Genomic DNA, 13,421 nt, shown 5'->3' with positions numbered 1-13,421 from the left:
TTTAATCTTCCTCTATGAAAAGCTTATTCATTAATAAATCTAGCTTTTTATGACCTTTTAATATAACTTTTTTGAACTCTTCACAGTTGTCATGAATTTCGTCTTGATTTAGCTTACGATACCAATTATACAAATTATCACCTAAATTATTAAAGCCATCTTTTTCTATAGCATACCCAAAACCATATTTACATGATATTTCTTCCATATATGTGTTTTTGAATACTAAAATAGGAACATTAAGATAAGTTGCATAATACAATTTAATGGATAATGCAGTATCCAAATTAACCTCTCCTACTCCATATAAATTGTAAATAATATCTGCATCTTGAATTAATCCAGCTGTCTCATAAGGTTCAAATCTTCCAGAACAAAATACATTATTTATTTTTTTTTCTTTAGCATAATTTACAATAAGTTCAGAACCTTCTCCATAAAAATTAAGTTTAAATCTACTATCATTGCCCAGGTAATCAATCAATCTATAGCAATTATCATATAAACTCATATATCCAATATAAGTAATATTAATTGGACCTTCCGCAATTTTTAATTTTGTATGAGGAGCAGAATCAGCCAAGACTTTCATATTCATGCTATGTATTATTACATAGTCGAACTCAGGTAAATATTTTTTAAATCCTTCTGATGACAAAGTAGAAAACGCTGATGAATATACTGCACTTTTTAGTTTAAACTTTACTATTGGATTATCTTGAAAATAGATATCTCTAATATTTAAACAATACTTTTTATTAAAATGCTTTTTCAAAATATTTGAAAACATAAATGCCGTAAATATATTCCAGGATATAATAAAATCATATTTGTTTTTAAGTAATATCTCTTTTGCAAATTTTTTAAAACCCCAATAACTAATTAACTTTCTAAAAAAGGACCATTTTCGCTCTATATTCAAATCATATTTGTATACATTTGTTGCGTTATTATTTTCTTCAGCATTATATTTATCAATATAGATTAAATCATAGGGTATATTGTTTTTATCTAAAAATTCAGTATACAAACTAACTAATGTCATATGTTTTAAATTTACTGTACTCAAAATGCATATCTTTTTCATGTATATGCTCCTCCATATAATATTTATATATATATTTATTGTAAGATTTAAGTCTTCACCTAATTTCTCTAATATCAGTATTTAAAATTTTTCAGTAATCTTTCCTGAAAATAACTCAATAAATTTAAGGGTATTCGTATTTCTCCCATAATACTTCTTCCCAAATTCATGTCCAATTTTAGCCAAACTTTCACGCTTTTCTTTATTTTTATATAAATCAAAAATTGCATCTGCCACTGCTTTAGGATCATCGTTTGGAGCTGAGATCCCCATTTCATTTTCATTGAACATCTTATAATAATCAGAGTCATCATCCACCGAATTCACAATAGTCCTGCTACATGCCATAAGCAATCCAGCCTTACTTGGCACAGAGTTTCCAATGATTCCTTTCTTCAAAGGAATTAAGCAAATCGAGCAGGTGCTATAGACATCTGAAACCATATCCTGTGGTTCGAGTGGATAAAAAACTATATTATCTAACCCACGTTTTTCTTTTTCTCCTATAAAAGCAGCCTTCTTACTCCCTTGGCCTATCATCTGAAACTCTATATCTTTGTAACCTTTGAGTAAATCCGCAACATTTAAAACCATTTTGTAATCAAATACATATCCCATTGTTCCTGCATATTGTACATAAAACTTATTCTTTTGAAGATTATATTTCTTAACAAAACGATTATCTTCCCATAGAACTTCATGTACTGTTCGATCATCAAACCAGTTTACTATTGAAAAAATTTTCTTAGGTGGAACCCCCTGCTCCACCACTTTCATTTTCATGTCTTCAGAAATAACTGTTAATATATCACTATTTTTGTATGCTACTTTTTGAATTTTATAAAATACCCATTTAATAAATCTATTGTTTATAACCCCACTACTAACAGCACTACCTGGAAACATGTCTTGCACACTATATAATATAGGTTTTCTCATAAATAATTTCAAAAGAACAATTGAAAACACTACTGTGGGGCAAGACTGAACAAAGACTTCATCAATATCTTTCATCTTTATCCATATTTTAAAACATTTGAAAGCATATAAAGCCTCCTCAAAATACCTATGAATAAAGGAATTTTTATTAATTATCTTCCTGTTAATAACAGTCATTTCAAGATTACGTTTATTTTTCAATGTATCTGGTATTTCACTATTAATTTTTTTTCTTCTACTCTGTATTAGATGAATACTAAATCCACTATCGAGTAAGTCTTCTATTAATGAACTAACTAAATGGTTAGATGGACCCGGTGTGTCAAATCCTTCCGTACATATAAACAATATCTTTTTCATCGCTTCCCCCTTTTAGCTAGTCACAACAAGCTTATGCATTTAGAGTTATGTCCTTTTTATTATGAATCATCTGCTTTTCAATTTATCTATTCAAAGAAGCCACTGCTTCGTCCATGAATTCAAATTCCATATCCTTATTAGGCCAATAATGATAAACCGATCTAATCTCCTTAACTCTAAAACCATTTCTCACATAAAAATTAATAGCATTTATATTGTTACTTTGTGTACCAACTCTTATATCTTTAATATCCTTATGGTTATCATATATATATTTTTCTAAATATATCATCATCTCTTTACCTATAAATCCATTTTGCATGCCTTCTTTAACTGAAATTAATTCTATTATTGCGGTATTAGTTTTATGCTCTAATGAAAATAATATATATCCAGCTACTTTTGAATCTATATAACAATTTATAAAATATTTATTTTCATTTAAGAAAGATGATTGAACCCACTGCCCATAAACATTTTTAGCTTTGGCTTTATTTAAATATGGATCATTGAAAAATCTAGAATGCTTATAGGAATTTTTACTTATTTCTAGTATTTCGTTGTTAACCGGCAACTTATTTTGAATAGCTATATCGAATTTATTAGCATGTTTTATAGCTACATTTATTTCTTTAGTGAACTGGAAATTTATATCGGTTACAAATGCTCCTGATAATTTGGATATATATAAATTGTTAATCGAATTATTATTTACATTATCTATGACATTAAACTCATTTTTTTTTAATACTTTGCTTATTATGTTCCACTCTTTGCTTCCTATTGTTTCATCTAAAGTTACTCTTCCACTATTAACCCCAAAGTAATTAGTATCCCATTCTAAAAATTTATAATGAAGTTTGTTCATTTTCATCTCTTCTTTTCTGACCTGTTCACAATTATATATACCCCGCTTTAATAATATAACAACTATTGTTTTAATAAATATTTTTAAATCTAGTACAAATGATACATTATTTACATAATACAAATCATTCTGTATCCTTTCTTTCCACTCAATAGAATTTCTATGATAAACTTGGTTATATCCGGTAACACCTGGTAAAACATTTAATTTATTCTTTTCATCCTTTGTGTATAAACTAAAATGATCTTCCAAATCTGGTCTTGGTCCAATAAAGCTCATATCCCCCATTAAAATATTAATTATTTGTGGTATCTCATCTATGCTTAACTTTCTTATAAATTTACCAATCTTCGTGAGTCTAGGATCATCAACTGAATTAAATGTTGAACCATCATTATTCCTTATATCCGGCGCATTTACTTTCATAGATCTAAACTTTTTAACATTAAATATTTTACCATTCTTCCCTAACCTTTTCTGAGTATATATTATTGGTCCTACGTCTTCTAATTTAATAAATAAACCTATTACTATATAAAATATTAAAAATGCAGGTAATATTATTAATGCTAATAAGAAATCAATTATTCTCTTAAAAATCCTTTCATACATTCCTTTTCCCCTCACATACAATATTAAAGATCGTCTTATAATTGATGTCAAACTATGATAAACTAGGTGCTACCTCACCCGCCATAATTTCTTTTAAGCTCTCCACCACATACTCGACCTGTTCGTTCGTTAATCGCTGATATAATGGCAATGTAATCTCATTTTTATACATGTCAAAAGCATTCGGATAATCTATTATATCGAATCCCAACCTCTTATATGCTGTATGCATCGGCAATGGTTTATAGTGTACATTTGTTGCAATATCCTTTTGTGCCATTTTTTCTATTATTCTATTTCTATACGCTTCATCTTTACCAATGAGCCTTACCAAGTATAAATGACCACTTGATGAAAACCCTTCTCCATAATGCTTCATAGTTTCAACATTACATTCATTTAATGCTTTATCATACATTTCAATAATCTGTTTTCTTCTTTCCAAAATACCGTTGTATCTCCCAAGCTGTGCTAATCCCAAAGCTGCGATTATATCAGTCATATTGCACTTGTAAGCAGGATAAATAATGTCATATTCCCATGAGCCGACCTTTGTTTTTGCCAGTGCATCCTTCGACTGACCATGAAGAGAAAGGAGCATATATTGTCTATAAATTTCTTCATTATCAATCTCATGAATATCACGCCATGTAACTGCACCACCCTCGCCTGTGGTTAAATTTTTTACTGCATGAAATGAGAAGCATGTAAAATCTGCTACCTCTCCACTTCGTTTTCCTTTATATGAAGCACCAAATGCATGGGCTGAATCAGCTAATACTACCACTCTACCAAATGCCTTCTGAATGTCATTCGCTGGTCTATAAAGTTCCTTTTTTCTATTAACTATTTCAAATATCTTATCATAATCACACATCACCCCTCCAATATCTACTGGAATGATTACCTTTGTTTTTTCTGTTATTGCTTTCTCTAATTGCTCATAATCCATTTGAAAAGAGTTCTTTGCAGTATCCACAAGGATAATTTTAGATCCTACATGATCAATAACGCTTGCTGAGGCGGTATATGTATAAGCAGACGTAATGACCTCATCTCCTTTTCCTACCCCTAAAACTCTAAGTGTCATTTCCATGCTTGCTGTATCTGAATTTAGGCATACCACTTTTGAGGTGTTCATATACTCTGCCATTTTTTTTTCAAACAATTTTGTTTTTGGCCCTGTTGTTATCCACCCTGATTTCAATGTATCTATAACTTCATTGATTTCAATTTCTGAAATGTCTGGTGGCGAAAATGGTATTTTCATATTTATCCCCCTCTTATTTTAAATATTTATACTCTATTTTACTCACATATGCTTCAGATTGAAGCACCAATATATAAGTTGTTTTATGTTGTATATTTCATATTGTATGTAATTTTCTTTAATTGTGTTCCAAAAACTTACATTTGATCCGCAATGCATCACAAAAAAATAAATAGATAGAATTTGCTGCAGTTCGCAAATTCTATCTATTTTGTGGTATTTATTTTTTTGATTTCTTTCTACTGCTCTTTCCTTTGCTATTATCGCTATATTAATATTGAAAGTGTTAATAGCCACTCTTTTTTAGATCTAATTTATTAATTACTACTCCTAATATTTTTGCATTAACCTTCTCAAGGAGTCCTTTAGATTTAATAACTGAATCTCGTTCCGCTTCCCCTGAAGAAATAACTAACAGACAGCCATCCGTATACTGAGCTAGAATCTGTGCATCCGTAACTAATATTATTGGAGGAGTATCCAATATTATAAAGTCATATATTTCCTTTAATTCCTCAATTAAATTTTTCATTTTTGCAGATCCTAAAAGTTCCGCTGGGTTTGGAAGCTTTGTGCCTGAAGCTAAAATATAAAGGTTTGTTATTTCAGTTTTCTGAATACATTTATTTATGTCTACTTCATTTTTATCTACCAAAATATTAGACAAGCCCTCTGCGTTAGAACACCCGAAAACCATATGTACATTTGGCTTTCTTTGATCACAATCTATTAATAAGGTCTTACTTCCACCTTGGGCCATAACTATTGCTAGATTTGAAGCAGTAGTAGTTTTCCCCTCTCCTGGTCCTGAACTAGTTACCAGCAAGGTTTTAATCTTTTTATCAAAAGAAGAGAATTGGATATTAGTCCTAAGAGTTCTATACGCCTCTGCGATTGGTATATTAGGTTTTTTAAATGTTATTAAGCCTAATCCTTTCATATATTTCACTACCTTTACTAATTTTTTTTTATGAGTAAACGCGTTAATCATCACCTGTGGTGCTGTAATATCATCACCTATGGTGCTGTTAATACCTTCCTATTTTATATATGCTGTCATTTTAGGTATTACTCCTAAAATCGGTAATCCTATATATATTTCCACATCACTTTCGGTCTTTATAGTGTTATCAGAGTATTCGAGTATGAACACAAGTCCCACGGAAATTATTAATCCTATTAAAAATCCGATCGCCATGTTTCTTACTTTATTAGGGCTAATAGGATTGGTTGGCATATTTGCCTTATCCATTACCTGTATATCTGCACCTATAGGATAAACCTTTTTTGAGGATTCTATAAAAGAAGTTGAAATCGCATTTATAACTTTAAGGGCCTCTTGAGGGCTTTTACTCTTAGCACTAATTATTAGAATTTGAGTTCCAGTTTGGGGAGTAACAGTTATGCTATCTTTGATCTGGTTTAGAGTTAAATTACCCTTTAGTTCGTCCAAAGCTCCCTGTGCTACTAATTCAGATTGAGCAATTTTACTATAGGTTTCAACTAAATCTTGATACATCTTTACATCATTGTATTGTGTAGACCCGCTAGCAGTACTTTGTGGCTTTCCTATTATTACACTTGTTTTTGCCTCATAAGTTGGTTTAATAATATAAAAGCTCATTATACCTGCTATTATAATGGCCGCTACAGTTATAGAAACTATTAACCATAACCTTTCTTTTAGTATTATAAACATTTCTTTAAGACTAATATCCATTTCTTGATCCACTCATCTTTCCTCCCAGTAAATTACTAAAAAAACAAAAGTATACATTACTATTAATGAATTCACTTCGCTAAGGACTACTAATTTTATTTTTAATTAATCTGCTGAAAAACATAAACTCGCTGTCGCTCAAACATATGTTTTTCTTAACGCATCTTAATTAAAAATAAAATAAGAAGTTCTAAAGCTCGCTTCAATGCATCATATGTAATATATACTTTCTTTGTGCATAAAATATTTGCTCTAATCTACTTTACTTTTTTAAGAACAATACTGTCATTATTCTTTTTCACATAATATAAAGTATCCTTTTTAATGGATTTACTCCCACCTTCAAAAATTTTTCCATAGGTTTTGTTAAACCCATCATTAGTTTTAAATATATACACGTAGCTATACTCATTTTTCAGTTTTTCTGCCCATTCTTTTGCACTTATGTCTTTAGTCCAAATATCACCCTTATAATATGGTTTACCAAGACTCCAACTGCCTACGCCCAAATTAGTTTTTATAGGTGTTATATTATATCTGCTAACCCAATAATCAAAACCATTAGTTGCAACAGAAATAAAATACACTTTATCAGTTTTAGGGTTTAATACCCCTTTTATCTTTGTTATAGGCGCATAAGGTCTACGTTCTTCTATTGTATTTTTTATATTGTAAGGGGCCAATATAGTATTACTTATAACTGGAGTTACATTTGTAATTAACAATAAAAACAATAACATGAAAATAGTACATGATTGCTTAAATTTAGTATCGTATTCTTTTTCTTTTAAACATATGATTACAACTAGAAAAATCAAGACACCTAAAAGATAGGTACTTGTATACCTTGAATAGGATGCTAAATTAGTAGCTTCATACTCTGAATATGTAAACACATATAAAATTAGTAATGAGGCAGTGTATATAATACCTCCCATGAATACTGTTATAACTCCTAATGAATACCGACCTTTTTCCTCTTCATTAGAAACAAAGGTTATTAGTATAGTAGAAATTGCTATAAGTATTACTACCCAACCCATTAATGATAATTTAAGTATATAGTTTGTTAAAAAAACCTCTGTAATTGCTTTGAAAAAATTATTTATTGTTACAAATTGGTAATGAAATGCATTTCCAGTAAATAAATCTTTAAGATTTTGTAGACCAACTTCGCTTGTATTCCAGGCTACATTCGTTTTTGTGATTTTAAGATACATAGCCCATGATTTTTTTGATATTATGGCAGCAAATACAGGACATAAAATTAGAACTATTCTTTTTAAAGTATTAATCTTCGTGCCCTGATTAATGTATAACTTTAACTCCTCTCTTTTTGCAAAAAAGAGATCTACAGCAATTACTAAAATAGCTATAATCGCAAGTCCAAATCCCGGAGCTTTTGTGAGGGTTAATATAAATAAGGTTAAACTTATATTAAGAATTTTGAAAGTACTTAGTTTATTCCCATAATGGGTTATGAGTACATTTGCAAACATAACTCCGAGGATTGCATCCACCATTATATTAGTATAAAAATCCTGGAAGAATGCTAAAGGGAGTATTAATATGAAAACAAATCGAATAACTATCTTGCTGAAGTTTTTGTGTTTTACATTAATAAATATAGGCATCATTAATGAAAAATATAATATATTCATAGCCCTGTATAAATTACCCTCTGTAAACTCTCCAGATAGTTTTACCCAGAAGTATTCAAATAATGCGGTTGCAGGAGGATACCCCCTAAATGTGGTAGTTGCCTCTGGATGATTACCAAGAGCATCAAATATATACATGTTTTTAACTACAGTTCCCCAATGTGAAAATTCATCCCAAGATGTTAGCATTCTTCCTCTTTGTGCCCACCATGCAATTACGAAGAATATCGTGAATATTACAAATCCCGGTGTTAAAACATTTTCTATGAAATTTTGCCTATTTCTATAAATATTATAACAACAAAAAACGATACTAATTAATCCAATTGCAACTACGGTATATACACCGATTTCTAGTAAGCCTAGCATTGCAAATAAATATAAAATAATAATTATTATAAAAATCCACATTGAGAGAGTTTCTTCAATTTTTTTATTAAATTTTAAGGAAATCATAGCAGCTCCAGAGCATAATAACGCAAAGATGAGTATTAGATACATATTACAACTCCTCTGAAATGTTCATTTTCTTAAAAACCCACTCTTTTTGAATTTTGTAACTTATAAGTGACAAGATACCATCTATTATAACTTTTATAACAACCTCAGAACGTTTGAAAACAAACCAAGTAGCCGATACACTTAGTCCTGACACTAACATAAGTGTTAAACATAACACATAATATCTAACTAACACTAATTTATCATAAGTTTTATGTTTAAATACTGCATTTTTATTTACATTATAGTTAAATAAGGAAGATATAATTCTGGAAACTATAGTCGACAATAAAATGAAATATTCCGGTGTTATATTATAAAATAGTTTTGAAAACATCGTAAATAAGCCAATGTCCAAAACAAAAGATAAAAATGAAGATGACATAAATTTAAAGAAAACTCCATAAATTTTTATTGAATCTTTTATTGGATTAAAATGGGATGATTTATTCTCTTCTATGTAAATAGTATCAATGCATACTTCATCAATAGCAATATCTTTGCTCTTGCATTCAAGTAGCATGTTGGTTTCATACTCAAATCTTTCTCCATTAACACTCATTAAATCTAGTGCAAAATCCGATGAAATAGCTCTTAACCCCGTTTGCGTATCACTTACTTTTATTCCAGCTATGAGTCCAAACATCCTTCTAGTCATTATATTTCCAAACCTGCTTCTGAAAGGAATATTTGATTTTGAAAAGTTTCTAGACCCTAATATTAGTTTTTCTGGATTGTCTATTAACCTTTGTGAAACTTTTATAATATCTTCGATGCCGTGCTGACCATCAGCGTCCGCCGTAACAATGCCAACACAATCTTCGCAATTGTTAAGAAAATAATTAAAACCTGTTTTAAGTGCCCTACCTTTTCCCATATTTTTTGCATGAACCAATATGTTACATTGTTTTTTAAGCCCTAATTCATCAAAAATTGGTTTATACTCCTCACTACTTCCATCATCCACTATGCTAATATTTGCAAAACCTGCCTTTGTAAGATTGTCTACTAAAGTTATTAGTTTAGTATCCGGATTAAAAGCCGGTATCAAAATCGAGATATTTCTTGATAGATCTGTTTTTTTACCATTCATTATAGCACTCTCCTTATTAATACTTATATTTAAATTATATCCAAATATTTTTTAAACAAACTAAAACAACCGAAATGTATTGTTATACATTTCGGTTGTTTTATTATAATTTTTATACTCTATCTTTTTTTCTACTCTTTATCATTAAAAATATGTCTTTAATATCAGCATTAAACAAAATGTATTCTGTAATCATCATACTGACAATAAACATAAACGCTTTGATTAATGATGGAATAGGAATTATCCTAACAATTTGATAACAACACAAATATACTATAAAATGTATTATCTCATTTTTGTGTATTTCAAGTCCTTTAAAGTCAAATGAAGAATATACATACCATACAACTAGAGTAACAAGTGTAGCATATGCAATCATTACGGGATCCTTTAATACGTATGTCGCAAATGCATTTAATATAAATGCTAATGCTACCATTTTAGAGGCTACAATTAAATACTCCTTGCCCCTTTTTCCTACTTTATAAAGATTTGCATATAAAACATTTGTTAAAGTAATAAATGGTATCCCTATTATTAATATTCCTAGCACTTCTAAGGATGGTATATATTCTTTTAGGAAGTTATTTACTATAAATTCCAGTACAAAATAACCAGCAGGTGCAAAACTACATATTAATATAATGTATTTTTTAACATTTGAGACGACTTTTGCGTCATCCTTATTTCTTGCTAAATAAGGATAAAACAAAACTGTGATTGAATTTATTAAAACTATAAATAAGCTTAGCATCGATACCGCAAAAGAATAAAATGCGAAATCATTGTCTGTGAATTTTATTTTAACAAACCATCTATCCAAAGTAACAAATAGAAGACTTATAGCGTTTGCTATCATTATAGTAAAACCCATACTTGTTATGGATTTTATTTCTGAGCGTTTTATCTTTTCTGATTTTTTTGTTGATAAAATAATTAACGCTCCACTAACAATTGCCAAAACCATATTTCCAACAACTTGAATCTGCATATATAAAATTGGCGATTTTATAATTAATATAACTGCAAGAATAGATGCTAAATTCACTATATTTTGCACTATTCTTATTACTACATATTTGTTGAACTCACCTGTCGCTCTATATAATAGAGAAACAAATAACACAATCTGAAACGGTAATATATAAAATACAAAGTACCTAAACGCCATATCTTTTATAAAAAATATTGAAATTATAAATAAAATAGCAACTGTAGCTATTACAATCTTTAGCATAACATAGAAATAGCCTTTTATTTTTTCTCTTTTTATGTCTGTTATATCTTTACCACCCAATATTAAATACATTCCATCTGAGAATCCAAAATGGAGCATTCCTGCATATGTGATATATAACGTAAATGTTTTTAGATAACCATAGGATTGTATATCAAGAACCTTTGGTATTACGAGTCCATTCAATATACCAATCAGTATCCCAAAGCATTCTACACATATTACTCTTAATGATTTTTTTATATTCATTTAATTTCCTCTAATTTCATTTGATTTATATTGCTTTTAAATTTTAAATTTAATATTTAAAATTCATAATGTGTTTTCCAAGTGCCCTATTTTCTGATTCTACTTCGAATACTCTATAATAATCTTTAATTCCATAGATAGGTGCTACCTCTAAAATTAATTTTGAAATATCCGATCTAAAGTCAGCTTTTTTAAGTAACTCAGCTGCAAATTTAAAATCTTCTACATTGCTTCTTGTAATTCCATAAAATGCTAATCCTTTTTCTAATACCTTTCGGGTATTAATTTTTATGGGATTTTCTGATACACCTGTTAATACCATTTTAGATCCTGGAAGTATTGAGTTAATAATCTCATCAATTCCACTCTCAGACGCCGCGCCACCTATACATTCAAATGCAACATTAATCTTACTTTTCTTAATATCTGAATCATTTGATAGGTAAGTTTGCACACCAACAAATTTTTCTAATTTTTCTTTGTTATGGCCTATCACTATAATGGTACCATTATGTATCTGCTTTAATACGCTGCATATTATATACCCAAGGATGCCATCACCCCAGATGCCTATAACATCATCCGGTTTTAATACTATTCTACGAATTGCTGTATTTGCCACAGAAATTAGTTCTGAGAACACCGCAATATTCGAATCAATATTATCCTCTATCTTTACAAGATTGTATGCGGGATATGCAATATAATCCTTAGAAAATCCATTGTAACTACTTGAGGCAAATAACGCTTTAGGGCAATAGTTTTCTCCTAATCTTTTATCACTAGATAAAGCAATATCAAAATCGTCTTGTTCATCTTTTGGAATCATTATATTTGGGACTAGTGCAACTTTATCTCCCTTACTAAAGGAGTTTGTAGGATCTTTCACTACAGTACCTACAGCTTCATGAATCAAATTTATTGGATATTTTAAATTAAGTGTTCGCTCGTCACGACTGCCAAGGTAATACCTTAAATCAGCTTTACATATAGCTGCTGTTTCAATCTTCACCACTACATGTCCTGTACACACTTCTAAATCCTCTATATAAATTTCAAATCTCTTAGATTGAACTATTTTAAATCCTCGCGTTAACATTATATTCTCTCCAGTTTACTCATTTTAATTATGGACTTTAATAAAAGTAAATCTTCCATTGTAGTAATCTTAAAATTGAGTTTATCTCCGTTTACTAGATGAACTTTTTCCCCATAATTTAATACTACCCTACAGTCATCAGTAGAATCTTGAAGTTTCGATTTTGCCGCACTTTTATGAGCATCCATTATAGTTGAATATTTAAAACTTTGTGGCGTTTGACCTAAATATAACTCTTTTCTCACTGGAATAGACGATATAGTATTCTCGTCTTTGCTTTGAATTATAGTATCCGTAGCAGGTATAACAGTATCTACGGCGCCGTATTCTTTAGCCCCTTCAATATTATCACCTATTATTCTATGAGAAATTAGTGGCCTTGCAGCATCATGAATAACTACAATATCATCAGATGTTACATCTTCTTCAATTGCCTTAAGCCCTGCTAAAACGGATTCCTGTCTAGTTTCTCCACCATCCACTATCCATTTCACTTTATTAAGTTCGAACTTTCTAGTCCATATCTTTATATCCTCATGCCATTCTTTAAGGCAAACAACAGCTATTGCATCTATTTGTTCATGTATATCAAATGCTTCAATTGTATGTACAACTATCGGTTTACCATATATATCAATAAACTGCTTAGGTTGATCAACTATACCCATTCTAGTACCTTTTCCACCTGCAAGTATAATAGCAATATTCATTAATATCTACCT

11 protein-coding genes are annotated in these 13,421 nt (G+C 29.8%); all 11 read right to left on the bottom strand.

Translation table 11 applies throughout. The annotated features are described in order from the left end of the window. Position 1: 1 nt before the first annotated feature. The gene (locus tag ACWJJT_RS13355; protein ID WP_462955038.1) at positions 2 to 1,087 is read right to left on the bottom strand and encodes a glycosyltransferase family protein; all 1,086 of its coding nucleotides are present in this window, start codon (positions 1,085 to 1,087) and stop codon (positions 2 to 4) included. 81 nt (positions 1,088 to 1,168) lie between these two features. Further along, the gene (locus tag ACWJJT_RS13350) at positions 1,169 to 2,386 is read right to left on the bottom strand and encodes a glycosyltransferase family 4 protein (RefSeq protein ID WP_462955037.1); all 1,218 of its coding nucleotides are present in this window, start codon (positions 2,384 to 2,386) and stop codon (positions 1,169 to 1,171) included. A gap of 82 nt (positions 2,387 to 2,468) precedes the next feature. Beyond that, positions 2,469 to 3,866 (bottom strand): GNAT family N-acetyltransferase, encoded by a 1,398-nt coding sequence (locus ACWJJT_RS13345; RefSeq protein ID WP_462955036.1) that lies wholly within the window; start codon positions 3,864 to 3,866, stop codon positions 2,469 to 2,471. Between the two features lie 52 nt (positions 3,867 to 3,918). Continuing rightward, positions 3,919 to 5,136 (bottom strand): DegT/DnrJ/EryC1/StrS family aminotransferase, encoded by a 1,218-nt coding sequence (locus tag ACWJJT_RS13340; RefSeq protein ID WP_462955035.1) that lies wholly within the window; start codon positions 5,134 to 5,136, stop codon positions 3,919 to 3,921. 286 nt (positions 5,137 to 5,422) lie between these two features. Further along, the gene (locus ACWJJT_RS13335; RefSeq protein ID WP_220319822.1) at positions 5,423 to 6,076 is read right to left on the bottom strand and encodes a CpsD/CapB family tyrosine-protein kinase; all 654 of its coding nucleotides are present in this window, start codon (positions 6,074 to 6,076) and stop codon (positions 5,423 to 5,425) included. Between the two features lie 99 nt (positions 6,077 to 6,175). Next, positions 6,176 to 6,868: a YveK family protein gene (locus ACWJJT_RS13330; protein WP_462955034.1), complete on the bottom strand. Its 693-nt coding sequence runs from the start codon at positions 6,866 to 6,868 to the stop codon at positions 6,176 to 6,178. A 245-nt stretch (positions 6,869 to 7,113) separates the two neighbouring features. After that, positions 7,114 to 9,018, bottom strand: a complete 1,905-nt coding sequence (locus tag ACWJJT_RS13325; protein WP_462955033.1) for a hypothetical protein — start codon at positions 9,016 to 9,018, stop codon at positions 7,114 to 7,116. A 1-nt stretch (position 9,019) separates the two neighbouring features. Next, positions 9,020 to 10,111 carry a glycosyltransferase gene (locus tag ACWJJT_RS13320; RefSeq protein WP_462955032.1) on the bottom strand — a complete coding sequence of 364 codons (1,092 nt, stop codon included), beginning with the start codon at positions 10,109 to 10,111 and terminating at the stop codon, positions 9,020 to 9,022. Between the two features lie 112 nt (positions 10,112 to 10,223). After that, complete coding sequence (locus tag ACWJJT_RS13315) at positions 10,224 to 11,600, bottom strand: oligosaccharide flippase family protein (protein ID WP_462955031.1); 1,377 nt, start codon at positions 11,598 to 11,600, stop codon at positions 10,224 to 10,226. Between the two features lie 49 nt (positions 11,601 to 11,649). Beyond that, positions 11,650 to 12,699, bottom strand: coding sequence for an alcohol dehydrogenase catalytic domain-containing protein (locus ACWJJT_RS13310; protein WP_462955030.1), 1,050 nt, complete (start codon positions 12,697 to 12,699; stop codon positions 11,650 to 11,652). Further along, positions 12,699 to 13,409, bottom strand: a complete 711-nt coding sequence (gene ispD / locus ACWJJT_RS13305) for a 2-C-methyl-D-erythritol 4-phosphate cytidylyltransferase (protein ID WP_216303897.1) — start codon at positions 13,407 to 13,409, stop codon at positions 12,699 to 12,701. Before ispD ends, ACWJJT_RS13310 begins: the two co-directional genes overlap by 1 nt. Between the last annotated feature and the right edge of the window lie 12 nt (positions 13,410 to 13,421).

This window comes from Clostridium sp. CM041, assembly GCF_055081035.1.
The sequence above is the reverse complement of the archived record's forward strand: the minus strand, read 5'-3'. Positions and strand labels throughout refer to the sequence as shown.

Coding starts and splice junctions, on each gene's coding strand:
- ACWJJT_RS13355 (WP_462955038.1), bottom strand. CDS start 1,087: ATGAAAAAGATATGCATTTTGAGTACAGTAAATTTAAAACATATGACA.
- ACWJJT_RS13350 (WP_462955037.1), bottom strand. CDS start 2,386: ATGAAAAAGATATTGTTTATATGTACGGAAGGATTTGACACACCGGGT.
- ACWJJT_RS13345 (WP_462955036.1), bottom strand. CDS start 3,866: ATGTATGAAAGGATTTTTAAGAGAATAATTGATTTCTTATTAGCATTA.
- ACWJJT_RS13340 (WP_462955035.1), bottom strand. CDS start 5,136: ATGAAAATACCATTTTCGCCACCAGACATTTCAGAAATTGAAATCAAT.
- ACWJJT_RS13335 (WP_220319822.1), bottom strand. CDS start 6,076: ATGAAAGGATTAGGCTTAATAACATTTAAAAAACCTAATATACCAATC.
- ACWJJT_RS13325 (WP_462955033.1), bottom strand. CDS start 9,018: ATGTATCTAATACTCATCTTTGCGTTATTATGCTCTGGAGCTGCTATG.
- ACWJJT_RS13320 (WP_462955032.1), bottom strand. CDS start 10,111: ATGAATGGTAAAAAAACAGATCTATCAAGAAATATCTCGATTTTGATA.
- ACWJJT_RS13315 (WP_462955031.1), bottom strand. CDS start 11,600: ATGAATATAAAAAAATCATTAAGAGTAATATGTGTAGAATGCTTTGGG.
- ACWJJT_RS13310 (WP_462955030.1), bottom strand. CDS start 12,699: ATGTTAACGCGAGGATTTAAAATAGTTCAATCTAAGAGATTTGAAATT.
- ispD (WP_216303897.1), bottom strand. CDS start 13,409: ATGAATATTGCTATTATACTTGCAGGTGGAAAAGGTACTAGAATGGGT.